Consider the following 19537-nt stretch of genomic DNA (forward strand, 5'->3'; position numbering starts at 1 on the left):
CGTTAGATGAAGACAGAAACGAGTTTCGGTCAACCGCTAGGCGGCATAGCGCAAGTGGCTTACGTGGTGGAAGATCTTCATCAGGGCATGAAAGACTTCGGAGAGAAATACAACATTGGCCCATGGTTTTATTCAGACGAATACGCACTGAAAACGGCAAAATATAAGGGCCAACCCACCGAAATGAAGATGGGTCTGGCGCTAGGGTTTTCCGGACATATGTGCTTTGAGCTGATCCAACCGTTGGATGACAAGCCTTCAGTCTACCGTGACGTCATCAACAAACGCGGCTATGGATATCATCATTTAGGACTTGCAACGCGAACGTTTGAAAAAGAAGTAGCCCGTTTTCAGAAAATGGGCTACGAACTTGCCTTCGAAGGCTCAACGCCTCGCGGCATTCGTTTTGCTTATTTCGACACAACCACAGACATGCCTGGCATGCTAGAGGTGATCGAGGTTAATGATATGCAAGATCAGTTTTTATTACTCATGCAGCAAGCATCTCTCAATTGGGATGGGACGAATCCTGCAAGAAAGCTTGAGACAATTGTTTCGCAGTTGAAGTAAACACTAAAAGCAAAAATCTAATGAATCACAAATAGATTCATAGACATCTAACAAAATGGAGACAAATATGACTAGCGCAAAATCATATAAAAAAGTAGCACAATGGTTAACTAGCTCTGTTGCTGCGTTGACAATTTTTTCATGCAACGCTCAGGCTCAGACCCTTCAGTTTGCGACAGCATTCCCCGAGACCGATTTCTCTTCTCAGCTTGTCAAACGCTGGACCGATGGTGTCACGGAGAAAACTAATGGACGCATTAAATTTCGGATTCATTGGGCTGGCAGCTTAGTGGGTAACAAGATGGTCGACGGCATGAAAGATGGAGTGGTCGATGCTGCGCTTTCGTTTACGCCTTACGTTTCTGGCGAAATTATTGACTTAGCGCCTTTAGATGTTCCTTTCAGCTTCCCGCTCGACGTGCAAGGCTTGTCCGCGTTTAACAAAGAAGCTATGCCTATCTTAGATGCCATTTATGAAAAGCGTGGCTCTCGCGTAGTTTCTGCTCCACCCGTGCTCTTGCCCGATCCGGTGACCTGCAGCAAGGACTTCGTGAGTAGCGCTGAAAAATGGAAGGGCGTCAAAATCAGGACTGCCGGACGTTGGCAAGCAGAGACAATTAAACGCTGGGGTGGCAGTCCCGTGGTGCTTCCACCTTCCGATTTATACACTGCTTTGAATTTAGGTACGGTTGACTGCACCCTGATGATTTATAACGGGGTACTCTCATTAAAACTGTACGAGCCTGCTAAGTTCATTACACGTATTGACCACTCTATCGCCTTCGGAACGATCAACGTATCGAATGCTGCTTGGAAGCGCTTATCTGAAGCTGACCGCAAAGTTATGTATGCCGTAGGCGAGGAAACGATGGCTTGGGGTATCGCTGAATATTCCAAGGTCTATCTTTCAACAATGGATAAACTGAGTGCTGCCGGCGCAAGAATGTGTGTTCCAAAACAAGCTGAATTCGATCGCCTGATTGCTGCTGCAAACGATGTATTTAAGGTTGAAATCGAGCCCAAGGCTTCATCTGACGGCAAGCGCCTAATCGCGTTGATTAACAAGTATCGCGGACAAGTATCAGCTCGCCCAACAGCGGGACCAATGCAAGAGTGCCCATAATGAGCACAGACAAGCCAAGAAAAGATGTGATCATTGTCACGGGAGGCGGGCGAGGGATTGGCGCAGAAGTAGTAGAGCAACTCGCCAAACGTGATGTCCCAGTCTGCTTTAGCTACGTCTCTCGCGACTCCGAGGCAAATGCCTTGGTCGCCCGATTGCAAGCCGAGGGCTATCAATGCGCTGCCATCAAGGCTGATGTCGGCCACCCCGCCGACATCGAAAAGATGTTCAAGTTTGCTCAAGACAAATTTGGTGTCCTTGGCGGTCTAGTCAATAACGCAGGATATGTCGGACAGGTTGGACGCAAGATTTCTAATGTTGACCTAGAAACCTTGCATAAGACCTTCGATGTCAACGTAATTGGCCCGATACTCTGCGCACAGCACGCCTTGAAGCAGCTATCCACCGCCCATGGCGGCAAGGGCGGAAAGATTATCAATGTATCGTCAATTGCCGCGCGGACAGGAAGCCCTAACGATTGGGTTGACTATGCGGCTTCTAAGGCTGCACTGAACACTTTCACCCTTGGCCTCGCACGCGAAGTCGCTAAAGAAGGGGTCCAAGTCATCGGTGTCGCCCCTGGCGGTGTTGCCACCGAACTGCATGCGCAGGCGGGAGGGCCTGGTCGTATTGAAAAGTTCTCGACGGTTACGCCGATTGGCAGGGCTGCGCATCCATCAGAGATAGCCGACGTAGTGGTGTGGGCGCTGTTAGATGCGCCTTGTTATATAACCGGCACCACAATAGATGTGGCGGGAGGCCTATGATTGCTCAGTCAAGGTCTCTGACAACCGCGATTACCTGGATCACCCGCTTCAATAATTTAATGGCTTATGTTTCTGGCTGGATAATATTACTGATCACTCTAATTAGCTGTTACGGGGTCTTTACACGCTACGTGTTGAACGCCCCTGATACATGGTCTTTTACCGTTTCTTCCTACTTGATGTGCTTTGTTGTTTTCTTAGCAATCAGTAACGCACTCCAAGAAGGCGTGCATGTCAGAGTCGACATCATTCAAGAATGGTTTCCCGGCAAAACCGCACACGTTACTCGCGTGCTTGCTGACATCGCCTGTTTGATTTTTTTATGGTTTTTTTTCGAACAGGTTTGGACCGTTTTTCACGACTCCTTATCACGTGGTCGCATTGATGAAACAACGCTAGCTTGGCCTGTGGCCGCTATCCAGTGGGCGATGCCATTTGGTGTAGCACTCACGCTCCTTGCGCAAGCCATATTGCTGATTGGAAATATCGCGACAAATAGTGCAAACAAGTCTGCCTGACTTAATCTAGCGAGAAAAATATGGAATGGCTCGGCTTAACAATCACGCTTTTTAGCATTCTTATTTGCCTTTTGCTTCTTGGTATTCCGGTGGCATTTGCGATGGGCATCACCGCATCGATCATGGTGGCCGTCTTCCTAAGCCCGAATATGCTGATTCAGATGGCTAGAATCAGCTTTTCCATATCGACTAGTCATTTATTTTTGGTCGCACCACTTTTTGTATTGATGGCGGCGCTTGTCTCTCACTCAGATATCGCAGAAAAAGCATTTCTGTCAGCAACGAAGTGGTTCAGTTGGATGCCAGGGGCGTTACCGGTCAGCACTGTCGTTGCGTGCACCGCCTTTTCAGCCATTTCTGGCTCTAGTCCTGCCACGGCGGCGGCGATCGGCTATGCCGCAGTTCCCGAGATTCGCAAAGCTGGCCACTCAAAACGTCTCGCTGTCGGTGTGGTCGCTGCAGGCGGTACGCTCGGGATATTGATACCTCCCAGTGTTGTCATGGTTATTTATGGGATTCTCACAGAGACATCGATTGGTTCGCTTTTTATTGCCGGCATTCTTCCTGGATTTTTCTTAGCGACACTGATGATCATCTACTCGGTTGTCTATAGCATGCGAGAAGGGACTGCTAGGCCCTTAGCCATCCGCCCTTCATGGGGAGACAGGTTCGGTTCCCTACGAGGTATTTTCCCGATCTTGCTGCTATTCATAGTGGTGATGGGTTCGATCTATACAGGAGCTGCTACCACCACAGAGGCTGCTGCACTTGGCGCAGCGGGGGCATTGTTGCTTACTATTCACCGCGTCGACATGCGACTTAAAGGATTGAACAAGGTCCTCATGCGCACTGCCCAAACCACAACGATGCTAATGATGTTAATTATATTTGGGAGTTTTTTTGGGTTTGTAGTGTCACGACTTGGTATCGCACATGGGATGGTTGAGGCAGTTTTGGCAGCTAACTTCGAACCATGGATGGTATTGGCTTTTTACATCGGAGGCCTTCTTTTATTGGGCTGCGTCATGGACCCAGCTTCCATGATGGTGATCACTTTACCGCTGGCATTTCCAGTATTGCAGCAGCTAGGTTTTGATCCAATCTGGCTTGGAGTCCTAGTAACGATCGCAGTTGAAATCGGAATGATTACCCCGCCCGTTGGACTCAATCTATTCGTGCTAAAAGGAATCGTAGCCGATGACATCACGATGACCGATATCATGCTGGGTGCAGCCCCCTTTGTCGGCATCATGCTAATCGGCTTGTTAACCATTATCTTGTTTCCATCGATTGCGACTTTTTTACCAAGCCTGATGACGAAATAACAGCGTCGGCAATGGATCCTGGCGCCGTATCGAAGGCATCAAGAAGCCCGCGACGCCGAATAAACATTGCAGACTGACGACCCTGAAACGGACCGCCGCTGCCGAAACAGCTCACAGACAAATGAGTCAGTCCCAGGCATCGATCAAATAACTGCTGTCTGCACGAGGCTGCGAAATACTGCCGCCTGTTCCGGCATTTCAAAAGATAGCCGTGCGGAATCATTGGGGCTTTCCCGTCAAATTAAATTCCGCACCCTCCGAAGGTACGTAACAGCTCCTTCGCTATTTTTTTGTCACGATACATCTAGTCCGCTTTAGGAATACGTTCGGCCACCTTAGCCCACTTTTTTGAATCTGCCGAAATAAGTGCACCTAACTCTGCCGGACTGGAAGGTGTGACATCCATGCCAGCCGCTGCCATACGCGTCTTAAAGGCATCTGTTGCGAGCACCTTGGCCACTTCGGTATTAAGCTTGCTGACCACCGCTACAGGCGTTCCCGCTGGCGCTAATAAGGCAAACCAAGACGCGACGTTGAACTGCCCAAGCCCCGCTTGCGCAAAGGTAGGCACAGCAGGGAGCGCTGCGTTGGGCTGCGCGGAGGGCACGCCCACTCCGGTAACTTTGCCATCACGCACGAACGGCGCTGCAACTGCAATTGAAATCACCGCAGCGGGGGTGCTACCACCAATCACGTCGATGATGAATTTTCCGCTACCAGAACCACCGTAAGGAACATGCACCCAGTCTAAACCGCCCTCTAGTCGTAATTGTTCTCCCAGCATGTGCGCGGTGCTACCCACACCAGGCGAAGCATAAGAAAGCTTGCCGGGATTCGCTTTTGAGTACGCGACAAGCTCCTTCATATTCTTAGCAGGAATAGAAGGATTTACGACGACAACAAAAGCGACATCAGTGAGCTTGGAAATCGGCGCAAAGTCTTTGCTCGGATTAAAAGCGACATTCTTTTGGATGAATGGCGCGATGGTGAGCGTTCCATCGAAACCTAACAACAAAGTGTGTCCATCCGGCTTAGCACGCGCGACCTCCGTCGTACCGATAACTCCGGTAGCACCAGGCTTATTCTCTACTTGAACCTGTTGTCCAAGCCCTTTGGACAAGCCTTCGGCTAAAACACGGGCCAGCATATCGGCAGATCCACCCGGTGCGAACGGTACGATCAGCTTTACAGGTCGCGAGGGATACGCTTCAGTTTGCGCAAACACCGCGCCAGCGGCTAAGCTCAAAGTAAGCATTTGAAAGGTAATGAGAGCATGTCGAAATAGACAAATCATGTTTGTTCTCGTGTTGGGTTGTAGTCTCAAAGTATTGCCTCTATCCTCACCAGTAAGTGCTAGGGGTATCCCTATGGCGATCAATCTTAATAAGCGTGTCTCCCTAAGCGAAGCGGAACAAATACAATCGATGGAAATAACGTAATAAATGCTTGGTCGCTCACCCATACTTCGCGTCCGAAATTTCACGTGACGCACTACAAGGAGACCTTATGACTATCCGCTCCACCTTACGCACTCTTCTATTTGGCTGCATCGCGACTGCTGCTGCGTCAATCGCCAGCGCTCAGTCGTTAGACACCTACCCAACCCGTCCAGTCACTATCGTCGTCCCGTTTCCACCTGGAGGTGGCACTGACGTCGGTGCGCGACTGGTTGCCCAAAAGCTGTCACTGAAATGGGGACAACCGGTGATTGTTGAAAACCGCGGCGGTGCGGCGGGTCGCCTTGGCGCTGACGTTGTCGCCAAAGCAAAGCCAGACGGCTATACCCTGCTCGTCGGCAACGTGGGTACACAATCCGTGAACCCCGCGCTCTACAAAAAAATGCCGTACGACGCTGACAAAGCATTCGCTCCGATCGGCATGATCGCCGAGTTGCCTTTGGTCATGCTGGTCACCCCTGCCCTGCCATGGCAAAACATTAAGGATGTTGTCGAAGCCGCCAAACAAGAGCCTGGAAAAATTACCTTTGCCAGTTCAGGCGCTGGCGGAGCTCCCCACCTTGCGGGAGAGATTTTTCAGCAAGCCTCTGGAACAAAAATGCTACACATTGCCTACAAAGGCGGCGGTCCCGCAGCGCTGGACCTGATGGCTGGCCACGTCAATATTTACTTTGGAACCGTACTCGAGTCCGTCGGACATGTGAAAGCAGGCAAGCTCAAGGGCCTAGGCGTGACAAGTGCAAACCGTTCGCCCGCACTGCCAGAGCTGCCAACGATTGCTGAAAGCGGCTACGCTGGTTTTGATACTGGCTCATGGATTGGACTGCTAGCGCCGGCAGGAACGCCTGTCGCAATTGTCAACAAGGTTTCTGCGGACCTACGCGAAGTCTTAGCACTCCCTGATACGAAGAACACGCTCATCACCCAAGGCGCGACGCCCTGGCCGATGACACCAGAGCAATTCGCGGCTCGTATCAATAGTGATCGACAGCGTTACGGGAAAATCATCGAGGAAAATAACCTTAGTGCAGACTGAGATGAACCTTCTTCCTAAAGACGGCAGCGGGCTCTATATTCCTGGAGTCTTTGACGAAACCAGCTGTGCCGCCTTATTTGCTTCGTTACTGGATACGGTTAACTGGAAAGAAGATCAGTTAATGATGTTCGGAAAGTTAATCACCACAAAAAGAAAGGTAGCGTGGGTTGGCGATGCAGGCTGTTCTTACACGTACTCGGGCGTCAAAAAATTTCCACAAACCTGGACACCCGCCTTGTTAGAGATCAAACAACGAATCGAAGCGCTCGCCCATCACGAATTCAATTCTTGTCTACTCAATTTGTATCACGATGGTAGCGAGGGCATGGGCTGGCACAGCGATGACGAGAAAGAATTGGACCAAGCAGCGCCCATTGCGTCTGTAAGCTTTGGCGGCGAACGTAAGTTCGCGTTTAAACATAAGTCCGATAGAACCAGTGTATCCCTTACGTTAGCAAACGGCAGCGTATTGCTGATGCACACACCCACACAGCAGTTTTGGCAGCACAGCCTAACCAAGACGAAGCGTGCTGTTGCGCCTCGTATCAATCTTACCTTCAGAGCTATCAGGCATGACCATCACTAAACCATCAAGTAAAGCAATTGCCATCGTTGGCGCTGGCATAGCCGGCCTGAGCTGTGCAGTTCGTCTCAAATCACTCGGACATCGTGTCGAGCTTTTTGAAAAAGGCCGTGGCCCCGCCGGTCGTATGAGTACAAAGCGTGGCGATGACTGGACCGCTGATCACGGCGCGCAATATTTCACCGCCAGGGACCCGCTTTTCATGAAACAGGTAGAGCAGTGGTTGGCGAGCGGGGTGGCAGCCCCTTGGAGCCCAAGCTCATGGTCTTCGAGGCGGACCAATGGGAGACATCGCAATCAAAAGACATACGCTATGTAGGTATCCCTGGGATGAACGCGCCGGCTAAACAATTAGCCCAAGATTTGACCATTCACTCCAGTCAAACCATCGATGCGCTCAATCATAAAGAGGGCAAATGGCATCTACACAGCGCAGAATCGGGCGACATCGGTCAAGCGTTTGATGAACTGATCCTAGCAACTCCCGGGCCGCAAGCCTTTGCCCTGGCTCAGCATATTCACCCAGATATCAAAACGCTTACTGAAGCCTCCAACATGAAAGGTTGCTGGACAATCATGGCGCGCTTCAAAGAAAAACAGAATGTCGCCTTCGACGCCGCCTTCGTTAACCAAGAGCTCATTAGCTGGGTTACAAGAAATCTATCAAAACCCAATCGTAAAGGTGCCGAATCCTGGACAATCCATGCAAATGCAAATTGGAGCCAAGAGTTTATTGAGTTAGACAAAAGCGAAGTCACAGCACAAATACTAGCCTGCGCAAAAAAGCTGGGACTAGATTGTTCGACTGCTGATATTTCAATTCATCGCTGGCGCTACGCGAGCGGCTCTTCTACGCCCGCACCAGGTTATTATGCGAATCGTCAAGTACAACTAGGCATGTGCGGTGACTGGTTACATGGAGGCCGCGTGGAAGGCGCTTGGTTAAGCGGTTATCTCTTAGCCAACCACTTATCCCGTCCACTTTAGCCGGACACTCCCCGTGATAAAGTCAAACTAAGATTGCCTAATATCTGATTGCGAGACGAAATGAGTTTTGACCCAAAATCAATCCTAATTACTGCGGCATCAATTGACGAATTGATGCGCTCAAACTACCAAGCAGCAATAGGTCAAAAAGATAGCTCTGACCGCGCAGGCTTGCGACTAGCTGCGTGGTGTCGCTCAGCCTCTAGCGGGGACTGGGGATTATTTTTTACTCGGCTCAAGCGCGATGGCTTATCGCTCGAAACGGTTATTCAGAAATTTTCCGAAGTCGCGGCTCACGCCAACTCCCAGCAACCAGCTTGGTATATCGATGCACAATGGATTTATACGGCGCTAACGGGCCCCTATAGTTGCAGCGATGGATTTTTAACCGATAAAAATGCTCAGCCGTTCGAGCAATTGTTTTACGCGCTCGTTCAGACCGCTGAATCAAAAGTTAAAGCCATTACCTCTGACAATGCACGTGTACTTTTCAATGATCACGCAGCCAAGGACTTACGCGTCGGGCTATTAAAACTCCTGACGGAACTATATGGGCCACTGCTGTACAGTAAATTTGTTGCTCTCTTAAAGAAACACTCTATAGATGGAAAGCTTCCAGCCTCTGCAGAAAGCAAGGGACATACTCACTACGATGCATTGATCGAGCAACTCAGAGCATCCGAATTGGCAACAATCTTTGCCGACAAGCCCGTGCTGCTCCGATTGACGGCGACGATCACACGACAATGGATTGACACGACAGCTGAATTGATCAACCGCCTCGCCACCGACATTGACACGATCAAAGCCTCTCTCACCAAATCGGCGGCCGAGGTCAGGGTACAGGCTGTTGGCGGCGACCTATCCGATCCGCATAATTTTGGGCATTCGGTTCAGATTATTACCTTTGAAGATAATAGTAAAGTCGTCTACAAACCAAAAGATTTAGGGCTAGATATTGCGTGGTACGAATTAATTCAACAATTTAACGCGAGCAAACCACCGGTAGAGTTAAAGCCAGTCAAGACTATTTCATGCTCTGACTATGGTTGGACCGAATTCATACCGCACACAGCTTGCGACTCTGAGCAAGATGTCGCTCTGTTTTATCGACGTTCTGGTGCATGGCTCGCTATTTTCCATTTGTTAGCAAGTAGCGATATGCACTTTGAAAACATTTTGGCGCATGGCGCACACCCTGTCCCAATTGATCTCGAAATGATTTTGCAAGCGTCAACGCCAGAAGCAGAGCAATCTACGGCAAAGACTGAAGCGCATATGGTGACAAACCAGCGTGTAGCGAACTCCGTACTCATGGTCGGTATGCTGCCCTCTTATACCAAAAGTCCGAACAACAAGGTATTTGATGCGGGCGGCCTAAATGCCGTAAAGAGCACAGCACCGATTGGTTCCTGGAGAAGCATCAACACCGATGGTATGCGCTGGATGCAAGCACCAAACGACTCGACCGAGATCCCTAATGTGCCGCATATCGGTGGACAGTATGCGCAACTGGGAGACTACCTTACCGAGTTTATAGAAGGTTTTGAGCAGTACTCGTTATTTTTGTTAAAGCAACGCGATGCCATTGGGACAACAAATATTCTGAATCCTTTTAGAAAAAAGCCTGTTCGCAAAGTCATTCGCAACACTCGCTTTTATTACATGCTGTTGCAGCGACTAAAAGATCATCGTCAGATGGGCGACGGTATTACTTGGAGCGCACAAGCCGACTTTCTAGCGCGACTCGCCGACTGGGATAGCGCAGTAGATTTGATTTGGCCCCTGCAAGCGGCAGAGCGGCTGGCCTTAGTTAATTTGAATGTCCCTCACTTTGTTTCACCAAGCGATGAGGACAGGCTCAGTGCCATCACAGGACATTGCACCAAAACTAATGCGATACCTGGACTACAGCGTGCGACCTTACGCTTTGATGAATGGTGCGAAGCGGAGATCGCGCATCAAGTTGAGATCATTCGCGTCAGCACGTCGTTCGTTTCTACATCCGATACGTCCGATTCAAACCGTTACATATTTAGTCGAAAACTTAAACAAGCAGTAAAACCGTTTGACGATGTAGCGCTATTGGAAGAACTTAGTTACATCGTCTCGGATATTCAGCGATATGGCACGGTGCGAAATGAAAGTGCTGCCTGGCTTGGCTTAGACTGGCTCGGCGATTCGGAAGTCGGTCAACTTGTCACCATTGGACCCGATTTGTACAACGGTGCCGGCGGCATCGCCCTATTTCTTTCGGCGTACAGCCGGCACACTAACGACCCTGCAAGCCGCGAACTCGCGATCAAAGCAATCGCTGCAACGAGGCAGCAAATTACCCAACCGTCGGCGTTGAGATGGGTACGGAGTCTGGGTATTGGTGGCGCAAGCGGCTTAGGCTCAGTCGTTTATCTACTCACGCAAATTGCGATCTTCTTAGATGACTCTGCCATATTGGCGGATGCCACGACAGCCTCTAATTTATTCACAAACGAAGTCATCGCCTCAGACCGCTCGCTAGACATCATCGGCGGAAGCGCTGGTGCAATTCTCGGTTTGTTAGCGCTCTATCGTAAGACGCAAGCACCCAGTGTCCTAGCCAAAGCGATCGCCTGTGGCGATCATCTCTTACGTACACCACGCACAGGAGAGGTTGGGCAGCGTTGTTGGATCGGGATTGGTATGGGAGACCATTGTTTAACTGGCTTTTCTCACGGTGCTGCTGGCTTTGCTTTTGCACTTTCTGCTCTCGCAAGCGCGAGCGGTCGCAAGGATTTCGCCCAAGCTGCTGACGAGTGCAGCGCCTTTGAGACTAGCTGCTACAACGCACTCCAACTTAACTGGCCAGATTTACGTAGCGCTTCGCAAACCAGCAGCTGGCCAAGCCAGTGGTGTCATGGAGCTGTTGGTATCGGCCTAGCCCGCGTAGCACACACTAAAACGGATAGCTCTGGATTATCGAATGTTTTGAACGACATTAGTAACGCTGTTAAGAACACGACTGCCAACTGGCCGCAGCCGGCGGACACCCTTTGTTGTGGCACGCTTGGCTCAATTGAGTTACTAGGCGAGGCCGGCCGTCTGCTGAAGGATCCCGCACTGAGCGACTTGTCAGATCAGCGTCTGGCACAAATCATTATCAATAGACAGGAATCGGGAAGCTACAGCTGGGCTGGTGGCACGAGCTTGCCATTCAATTTGGGGCTATTCCGAGGACTATCCGGGGTTGGATACACCATTCTCAGAAAACTAGACAGGACGCTACCAAATGTCCTGCTTTGGGAATAAGCAATCTATCCGCGTGCCGTCGCTTAACGACGAGGACCAAAGAGACACTAACTAGAAATGGTGTTTATTAGGTATGGCCAAGCACTTGTAATAACGGCTCATAAATATTTACGACATTAGTTTGATCCTGCAAAACCCGAGTCGTTCTAAATAGATTGCTTGCGGCATGGCTTGCCGCCCGATCAGCACCCATGCAATCAAAGAATTTTTCTTTCAACAGTTCTTCCGTTAGCCAATTGCCGGGCTTGCCACTAGCAACATCAACCCTGACAGATTCGCGTCGGCCAGACATCAGCTCAACCGCAACGATTGCTGCAAATTCGTGATCGTCCGCAACGAGCGGGTCAATTTCCACTGAGATTTTAGGCATCAATTCTCTTGTGCTATCGCGCTTAATCTGTGGCTGCGCAAAGGTACCGATCTTTACATTGCCATCAAGCAATGCAGCGGCAACGCAGTAACGCATACTGAACTTCCCCTCCAAACCACTCTGAGGGATATCGTAGATCAAAGGTTGCATCGCAAAGCGCGAAGCGCCTACCCGCACCGACTTGATTTGTTCGGCGGAGGGGCTATTTAATACATCGCGCAGAGCACGCGCGGCATCAATGGCCGGATGTGTTGCGGCACAACAGGGGTACGCCTTCAATCCAATTCCTGCTTCAGTCTCAATCTCCAACGGTTGGCCCCACGGCTTTGCGTAACTGGCTGGTGCCGTGCCACCAAACACTTTCAGAAAACCAAACTTCCCTTCGATCGCGTCGGCAGCACAGGTGAAATCCTGCTCAGCCAGACGTGTAGCCAAGATGGCTGAGCGAGCCGCTAAGCCCGCATGAAGAGGCTTGGTCATTGTTCCAAAGTTTTGACGGACGCCACTCGCCAAGGATGCACTCACACCCAAGGCCCCGCGCATTTGATCATCGGAAAAGTTTTCTAGAAAACTCAGCGCCGCCGTCGCACCGATTGCCCCAAACGTTCCAGTGGTGTGCCACCCACGCTCGTAGTGTGCTGTGTTTAAGCGTCGGCCCAATTGTCCGAGCGTTTCAATACCCAAAATATGTGCGCGAATAAGTTGGTCACCACTGACCCCCAGCACTGCCCCCCGAACAAGCAACGCAGGCAACAATAATGCGCTAGCGTGGCAGTACGCGGGATGACTGATGTCATCAAAATCTGCTGCGTGCGCAAGAGTGCCTAAGTAAAGTGCCGCCGACCCAAGCGCATCGGCCGATCCCAAACGTAACTCTGCCGTGCTTAGCTGGCTTAATAGTTGCGAAATCGTCCGTTGTGCATATAGGGCTCGACGCAATTTAGGCTCAAGTTCCTGGGCCGTCCCCAAAGCCATGCACGCCAATGTGTCTGTGATTGCATCTGTAGAGCGACGCACTGCCTCGGCTGAAAGCTGTCGCCCACGCAAACTACGGCAAAATTCAACCAGACCATCTGTGAAGCTCGTATCCAGGCTCGTCGCCCCTAAACTTGTCTCATTTATCGCCACAGCGCTTGCTCCTTAGGAGTGGGTCTCAACTTATTGGTCGCACAAAACTAGAAATATTTTGGCATCGCGACTATTATCAATCCAGAGCTTAGCCGTTGTATTTCAAAAAGTGGATGAATCATGACGATACGCAACACCGGAAAGACAATACTTTGGATAATAGCTTCGCTCTTGTGCGCCGCGCATGTTTCGGCCCAGGATTTTCCAAATCGCCCAGTCAAAATCGTCGTGGGATACCCACCGGGGGGTGCGGTAGATGCAAATGCCCGCATTCTCGGTCAGTTACTTAGTGAACACTGGAAACAGCCTGTTGTCATTGAAAATCGCGGTGGCGCCGGTTCAACAATTGGCACCGGAACCGTAGCACGAGCGCCGGCGGACGGCTACACACTGCTACTGGCATCCCCAGCACACGCAATAAACGCCACACTTTATAAAAACTTAACGTTTGACACCGCCACGGCATTTGCACCCGTAGCCAAGATTTCGTTAGCTCCTTTGGTATTGCTGCTACATCCATCCGTTCAAGCACAAAGTGTTACCCAACTCATTGCACTCGCAAAAGCACAACCTGGGAAGTTAAATTACGGGTCATCTGGTGTCGGTACGAGCGTCCACCTCGCGGGCGCCCTCTTTAATATGATGGCCGGCACTTCGATGCAACACATACCGTACCAGGGGGGTGGGCCAGCGATCACTGCACTGCTGGCAGGTGACACGCAGCTTATGTTTGCCGGTATCGAAGGATTAGCTCACGCTAAAACAGGCAAATTACGCGCACTCGCGATTACAAGTGCGCAACGTGCCGAACTCTTTGGAGACATTCCCACGATTGCCGAATCCGGACTACCCGGCTTTGATGTCGAGAGTTGGTACGGCCTTTATGCTCCAGCCGCTACACCACAAAACGTTGTCGCGCAGATTAATCAAGCAACAAACCAAGTCTTGAAAACTGCGGCTGCCATTGAGCGTTTTCGCAAGCTTGGTTTTGAAGTATTTCAAAGTACACCGGAGCAATTTTCGGCCTTCAACCAAAGCGAATTAAAAAGGTGGGGGGAAGTGATTCAGTCAGCGAAGGCAACACTGAACTAGACGCTTTGACCTCGTAGATGACGAATATGCTTAAACCAATGATCGCCTTATTGATGGTGTTGTTTTGCCAATCTTCTGCCGCGATGGATATCTCTGTTGTGGGCACAACAGTCCGACTGTCAGGGCCAGTCGTAGGAGGCGAATGCGACAAGCTAAAGCAAATTATCAGTGAAACTAAAATCGAGCTAGTCGTACTCAGCAACTCAAATGGCGGCAATGCAAATACCGGTTACTGCATCGGAGAAACAATCCGAAAAAATAAGATCTCTACAAGTATCGAAGGATTTTGCTTGTCTTCCTGCTCACGGATGTGGCTTGGTGGTGTGACACGAAAACTCGAAGGTGATGACTCTACCGTAGGCTTACACGGCAACTACAAAGGCGTTCATTTGATCGAAGAGAGTACTGCACGCTTGCGCGCGTGGATACCGCGCTTTGCGCCCGACGTCGACGTCGAGCTGATGAACCGGTGGACCGCCCTGTTTTACAACAAAGAGATGATGTACTTCTATAACAAACGAGCAGCGTTATGCAGAAATGGTAGAAACGAATGCTCAAACATTAAAGACAAAAATGTTTTCAATGCGGGCTTAGCAACCAAGTGAAGCTGCAGATTAAATGACGGTGTTCAATACATTGGGCTGCGTATTTTGAAATACACCACGGCAATCCGCGTTGCTAAGCCACCCAAAATCACACCTACGACTGCAGCGGTCAAATGAATCAGCTCATATTTAGGTAAAAACGAGTACCAGTTTAGAAACAGTGACAGTACCAATCCCCAAATCAAGGCAACCTCAGCGTAGAAGGATCCTTTGAGTCCCGGGTTATCAGCGTCGGCGCGAATCACGTCTCTCAAAATCCCACCGCCAGCGCCTGTTAGAGCCGCCAATAGTGGGCCCCACATCCATAACGGCTGAATCTTCGCTTCAACCGCAACGATCACACCTACAACAGCGAATGTCGATAGCCCTAAGGCATCAAAAAATGTAATCGCTGCATGGTTGGATATCCGGCCAATGAACATATGCTCATGGTCAGGCGCATTTTTTTTCTTACGACGATACCAATCATCTAATTGAAAAACAAAATAAAAAAACATCACCGTCGCAAAGATCGTCGCCAAATAAACTGGTGACGCTACTACCGATAACGTCTCACGGTTAATCAAAATATCGCGCAGCACTCCGCCACCAACTGAGGGGAGTGCTGCTATAACGAGTGCGCCGAACAAGCTGTATTTACCCTCGCGCGCCAGTAGCACGCCTGATATGGCAAAAGCGATTGTTCCAAGAAGTCCAATGATAAAGAACCATGTCTGCCCCGCCGTTTGGCCTAGCAAAACGGGTAACAGGTAATCTCGCATCACTTCGTTGTATTCGCCACTGTTCTGCATCTGCAGTAGTGCTTGATTAAAGCGCTCGACCAATTCAGGGGTCGTCGTTTTCTTGCTAAATAAAACGTGGATAGAATCCTCGAATACAGGATTTGGCATTTCTACGACCTGCTTTTGCCAGCCATGCCGCCAGCCCAAAGTTGCGCCGACGAGATGATCAATCGGGAAAGCGTCAATCTTATGTTCTAACAAATTAGTGAAGTTTTCCTTATCGTCTTTTACCTTGACGATCTTACCGGCATTCTTGGGATCATTGATGTATTGCATCAACGGCGTGCCATAAAAATATCCATCAATAACGCCAAGTTTGTACGATCCAGACTCCAGCTTCTTGACGAGCTCAGCTGCAGTATTGAATTTAAATTTCTGCTGCTCGTCCTTTCGTACATACAACATGTCTTTTTCTGAACGATAGGGCATCGAATAGTAGGCATACATCTCGCGCTCTTTACTTTTAAACGCGCCACCTGCGATATCGCGCCTACCGTCTTTTAAGTCCTCCTGATGTTGTCTCCAACCGACCGGATCAATCTGTAGCTCGTAACCCATCTTGCCAAAGATGGCTTTGAGCAACTGGACATCCAGACCGGTCAAATGCTTAAGTTCGCTCTTAACAACCTCGTATTGATAAGGATCCCATTGATACCATCCGCTTCTCAAGATCTTTGACTCTTGCTGCGCTAAAGCAGGAAAAGCGACCAGCATAAAAAGCAGGCCACACAGAATATTCTGCAATTTCCGCACAGACAAACACCTTCCCGCTTCGTCACTCATCGCTTATCCAGATAATTCGGTAGTTTGGGTCCTGCATACGTTGAGTCTTAAGCATAGTCCATTAAAACTATGCTTTGAACAAAAAATAGCGGTATGCTCCTGAGACTTCCGTCGCAAAGTGTTTGAATCTTGTACAACCCTAGTATTGCCGCGAATGTCCGTAGACTTTCCGTCTGTCTGATTGTCATATGTCAGATAGCAGCGATGGCCTTATGGTTCTCTGCTTCCGCTGCGGTGCCGAGCCTGTTAGACGCAGAGCAGATTTCGGTCAATGCCGCTGCGGCCCTGACCTCTGCTGTTCAACTTGGCTTTGTCGCGGGGACTCTAACCAGCGCCCTATTTGGCCTGGCCGACCGCTTTGACTCCCGCACAATTTTCTCTGCTGCCGCAGTACTCGGCGCAATGTTAAATGGAGCGTTGCTAGCCTATGGCCTGGATCATCCGACTGCCCCTGTTTTAAGGTTTGCCACGGGTGTCTGCATGGCGGGTATCTATCCGGTCGGCATGAAACTCGCTGCTGGTTGGGCCGCAGGAAACATGGGCCTACTGATGGGCTCTTTGGTTGGAGCGGTAACGCTAGGCTCTGCCATGCCTCACCTTTTTTATGCCTTTGCAAGTGTGAGCTGGCAAGTTCCAGTTTCTCTGGCTAGCGGTTGTGCGCTCATTGCTGCAATCTCTATTCACTTCGTGCAACTTGGACCTAAACATGCCAAGTCAACCACATTTCACTGGTCGGATCTCAAGTCCCTCCTGCATAACAAGCCAATTCTCCTCGCACAAGGAGGTTACCTCGGTCACATGTGGGAGCTCTATGCCATGTGGGCGTGGCTAGGCAGCTTTCTTGTCTGGGCACTCCCTGCCTCTGGTATGCAAGTGGAACTCGGTCAATCTTCAATATCACTCATTACATTTCTGGTCATGGCTGCTGGAGCCCTTGGCTGCCTACTTGCAGGTCTGCTTGCCGATCGTTTTGGCCGTACCCTAACAACTATTGGTGCGCTTTTGCTGAGCGGCGGCTGCGCACTCCTCATTGGATTTTCTGTAGAACTTGGTCCGACAGTGGTGCTCGTCATTGCGGCGATATGGGGGATGACCGTTGTCGCCGATTCGGCACAATTTTCAGCGGCGACGGCCGAGCTTGCTGACCCGCGCTTGATAGGAACTGTCTTGACCATACAAACGAGTTTGGGCTTTCTTCTTACTGCCGGGTCAATCTGGTTTATCGGACAAGCAGCCGAATTAGTTGGCTGGCGCTACGCCTTTATCGTGCTCGCGATCGGTCCCTTGTTAGGCGCACTCAGCATGCTGACGCTACGACGACAACCCGAGGCCACCAAAATGGCGGGCGGGCGGCGTTAGAATTTAACATCACCATCACTTAAGCAGCCCAATGGGAGCGCAATATTGAAGATCTACGTCGCCGGTTATCAGCATGAAACGAATACCTTCGCTCCAACCAAAGCGGACTGGGCCGCTTTTAATCGTGGAGAATCCTTCCCGGCCTTCATAAAAGGCCAACCGATGCTAGATAGTTTGCGCGATGTGAATATTCCGATTGCTGGCTTTATGGAAGTGGCACGGCTCGAAAGATGGCAACTATTACCTGGCTCCTGGTGCGGCGCGATCCCCTCTGCACATGTCACACGAGATGCATTTGAGCGTATTAGCGATTCGATTTTGACCGATATCCGTGTAGGCGGGTTTGATGTTGTCTATCTTGATCTACACGGCGCGGCAGTCGCTGAGCACCTTGATGATACCGAGGGTGAACTCATTGCACGCATACGAGCGATTGTCGGACCAAATCTTCCCATTGTTGCAAGCTTAGATCTACACGCAAACGTGACACATCGTATGTTGGCGCAAGCCGATGCCCTCGCCTCTTATCGCACCTATCCGCATGTCGACATGGCGAAGACAGGTGAACTCGCCGCAAAGCTTTTAAAGCGACGCCTACAGCGCGGTAAAAAAGAGTCGCTCGCTTACCGTCGGTTGCCCTATCTGATTCCCCTCAATGCGCAAAGCACTTGGCTTGAACCTGCAAAATCCCGCTACGCGGAGCTCGCTGATCTCGACCGTGAATTCGACACAGTTCTGAGTTTCTGCATGGCGTTTCCCGCTTCAGACATTGAAGAGTGCGCTCCGATGGTTTGGGGATATGGAGATAGAGCCGAAGCAGCAGTTCAGCGGCTATACAAAAACGTAAGCGAACCCACCCAATGGGCTTTGGAAATGCTCTCCGCGCGCGATGCAGTCGAACGGGCTTGTTTACTCGGTGAGACAAATGAAAAACCCGTGGTGATCGCAGATACTCAAGATAATCCCGGTGCAGGTGGCGACAGTAATACGACCGGTTTGTTACGCGCTTTACTTGAAAAAGGTGCCGGCAAAAGATTACCCGGTAAAGTGGCGCTCGGCCTACTTTTCGATAGCGCTACAGCAACCATGGCCCACGAAGCAGGCTTAGGCGCCACCATCACGACAGCAATTGGTACAGCGGTGCCAACCTTTACCGGACAACCCAGCGACCCACCGGTGCAGGGTAGCTTTAAAGTCAAAGCGCTCTCGGACGGAAAAGTCACGCTCAAGGGTCCGATGATGACAGGCTCGACCATCGCGCTAGGGCCCTGCGCCTTGTTAGAAATTGAAGGCGTACTGGTAGCAGTCGCAAGCGGCAAAAAGCAACTGCTAGATCGTGAGCTCTTCAGAATGCTGGGCGTGCACCCCGAAACAATGAAGGTGCTAGTCGTGAAGAGCTCAAATCATTTTCGGGCAGATTTCACACCGATCGCATCGCATATTCTGGTGGCCAAGGCGGCTGGGCCCATGGCTGCAGACCCTGCTGATCTGCCCTGGACCAAGCTTGCCAAAACGACTCGAACTCGGCCATAAAGTACTCAGAGACCAAACGTCATCACTATTAAAACGACCACTGCAACTGCGCCTGTAGCATTTGGCTAGTGGATTGACGTGCCAGAGTAGCGGAGTAGACGAGGTTGAAGCGGCTTGAGTCACCAAGGCTGGCACCGATACCGACTTCAACAATGGCTGCATCTCGAGCCATTGGTGCAGCACTTACGGTAAAGCCCGGGCCTGTGGCAAACGCCAAAGTTGTTGTCGGAGATA

Annotated in this window: 18 protein-coding genes; 14 read left to right on the forward strand and 4 right to left on the reverse strand. The window is 50.5% G+C overall.

Annotated features, from left to right (window positions below):
* The first annotated feature begins 6 nt into the window (after positions 1 to 6).
* The 5 genes from KZZ10_RS10545 (at position 7) to KZZ10_RS10565 (ending at position 4303) form a co-directional block, all read left to right on the forward strand.
* Entirely contained in the window at positions 7 to 570 is a 564-nt protein-coding gene (locus KZZ10_RS10545) for a VOC family protein (protein ID WP_259661477.1), read from the forward strand.
* 67 nt (positions 571 to 637) lie between these two features.
* Complete coding sequence (locus KZZ10_RS10550) at positions 638 to 1693, forward strand: TRAP transporter substrate-binding protein (RefSeq protein ID WP_259661478.1); 1056 nt, start codon at positions 638 to 640, stop codon at positions 1691 to 1693.
* Positions 1693 to 2460 (forward strand): SDR family oxidoreductase, encoded by a 768-nt coding sequence (locus KZZ10_RS10555; RefSeq protein ID WP_259661479.1) that lies wholly within the window; start codon positions 1693 to 1695, stop codon positions 2458 to 2460. Before KZZ10_RS10550 ends, KZZ10_RS10555 begins: the two co-directional genes overlap by 1 nt.
* A complete protein-coding gene (locus KZZ10_RS10560) occupies positions 2457 to 2978 on the forward strand; it encodes a TRAP transporter small permease subunit (RefSeq protein ID WP_259661480.1) in 522 nt (173 codons plus the stop codon). Before KZZ10_RS10555 ends, KZZ10_RS10560 begins: the two co-directional genes overlap by 4 nt.
* 20 nt (positions 2979 to 2998) lie before the next feature.
* The gene (locus KZZ10_RS10565; RefSeq protein WP_259661481.1) at positions 2999 to 4303 is read left to right on the forward strand and encodes a TRAP transporter large permease; all 1305 of its coding nucleotides are present in this window, start codon (positions 2999 to 3001) and stop codon (positions 4301 to 4303) included.
* Positions 4304 to 4607: 304 nt separating this feature from the next.
* Here KZZ10_RS10565 and KZZ10_RS10570 read toward each other — a convergent pair whose 3' ends face one another.
* Positions 4608 to 5558, reverse strand: a complete 951-nt coding sequence (locus tag KZZ10_RS10570; RefSeq protein WP_259661482.1) for a Bug family tripartite tricarboxylate transporter substrate binding protein — start codon at positions 5556 to 5558, stop codon at positions 4608 to 4610.
* Positions 5559 to 5809: 251 nt separating this feature from the next.
* Here KZZ10_RS10570 and KZZ10_RS10575 point away from each other — a divergent pair, with 251 nt between their 5' ends.
* Genes KZZ10_RS10575 through KZZ10_RS10590 form a run of 5 tightly spaced genes read left to right on the forward strand, consistent with a single transcriptional unit; the run spans position 5810 to position 11651 of the window.
* A complete protein-coding gene (locus KZZ10_RS10575) occupies positions 5810 to 6796 on the forward strand; it encodes a Bug family tripartite tricarboxylate transporter substrate binding protein (protein ID WP_259661483.1) in 987 nt (328 codons plus the stop codon).
* 1 nt (position 6797) lies between these two features.
* Positions 6798 to 7382, forward strand: a complete 585-nt coding sequence (locus KZZ10_RS10580; RefSeq protein ID WP_259661484.1) for an alpha-ketoglutarate-dependent dioxygenase AlkB family protein — start codon at positions 6798 to 6800, stop codon at positions 7380 to 7382.
* Positions 7369 to 7698: an FAD-dependent oxidoreductase gene (locus KZZ10_RS15470; RefSeq protein ID WP_375372556.1), complete on the forward strand. Its 330-nt coding sequence runs from the start codon at positions 7369 to 7371 to the stop codon at positions 7696 to 7698. The genes KZZ10_RS10580 and KZZ10_RS15470 overlap by 14 nt, the downstream gene beginning before the upstream one ends.
* Positions 7641 to 8366, forward strand: a complete 726-nt coding sequence (locus KZZ10_RS10585) for an NAD(P)/FAD-dependent oxidoreductase (protein ID WP_259661485.1) — start codon at positions 7641 to 7643, stop codon at positions 8364 to 8366. Before KZZ10_RS15470 ends, KZZ10_RS10585 begins: the two co-directional genes overlap by 58 nt.
* A 60-nt stretch (positions 8367 to 8426) precedes the next feature.
* Positions 8427 to 11651, forward strand: a complete 3225-nt coding sequence (locus tag KZZ10_RS10590; RefSeq protein WP_259661486.1) for a type 2 lanthipeptide synthetase LanM family protein — start codon at positions 8427 to 8429, stop codon at positions 11649 to 11651.
* Positions 11652 to 11718: 67 nt separating this feature from the next.
* On the opposite strand, the gene KZZ10_RS10595 is transcribed toward KZZ10_RS10590, so the two are convergent.
* Complete coding sequence (locus tag KZZ10_RS10595) at positions 11719 to 13149, reverse strand: MmgE/PrpD family protein (protein WP_259661487.1); 1431 nt, start codon at positions 13147 to 13149, stop codon at positions 11719 to 11721.
* Between the two features lie 120 nt (positions 13150 to 13269).
* On the opposite strand from KZZ10_RS10595, the gene KZZ10_RS10600 reads away from it, so the two are divergent.
* Together KZZ10_RS10600 and KZZ10_RS10605 are read left to right on the forward strand one after the other, a co-directional pair.
* On the forward strand, positions 13270 to 14241 hold the full coding sequence (locus KZZ10_RS10600) for a tripartite tricarboxylate transporter substrate binding protein (RefSeq protein WP_259661488.1): 972 nt from the start codon (positions 13270 to 13272) through the stop codon (positions 14239 to 14241).
* Positions 14242 to 14267: 26 nt separating this feature from the next.
* Positions 14268 to 14846 carry a hypothetical protein gene (locus tag KZZ10_RS10605; protein WP_259661489.1) on the forward strand — a complete coding sequence of 193 codons (579 nt, stop codon included), beginning with the start codon at positions 14268 to 14270 and terminating at the stop codon, positions 14844 to 14846.
* Between the two features lie 23 nt (positions 14847 to 14869).
* Here the strand turns inward: KZZ10_RS10605 and KZZ10_RS10610 are convergent, their stop codons facing one another.
* A complete protein-coding gene (locus tag KZZ10_RS10610; protein WP_259661490.1) occupies positions 14870 to 16381 on the reverse strand; it encodes a TRIC cation channel family protein in 1512 nt (503 codons plus the stop codon).
* A gap of 159 nt (positions 16382 to 16540) precedes the next feature.
* Between KZZ10_RS10610 and KZZ10_RS10615 the strand changes: the two genes are divergently transcribed.
* Complete coding sequence (locus KZZ10_RS10615; protein WP_259661491.1) at positions 16541 to 17770, forward strand: MFS transporter; 1230 nt, start codon at positions 16541 to 16543, stop codon at positions 17768 to 17770.
* A gap of 42 nt (positions 17771 to 17812) precedes the next feature.
* On the forward strand, positions 17813 to 19303 hold the full coding sequence (locus KZZ10_RS10620) for a M81 family metallopeptidase (protein WP_311133555.1): 1491 nt from the start codon (positions 17813 to 17815) through the stop codon (positions 19301 to 19303).
* Between the two features lie 28 nt (positions 19304 to 19331).
* On the opposite strand, the gene KZZ10_RS10625 is transcribed toward KZZ10_RS10620, so the two are convergent.
* The coding region (locus tag KZZ10_RS10625) for a hypothetical protein (RefSeq protein WP_259661493.1) at positions 19332 to 19537 on the reverse strand (206 nt) is incomplete at its 5' end.

Source organism: Zwartia hollandica, assembly GCF_019923725.1.
Taxonomy (GTDB): Bacteria; Pseudomonadota; Gammaproteobacteria; order Burkholderiales; family Burkholderiaceae_B; genus Zwartia; species Zwartia hollandica.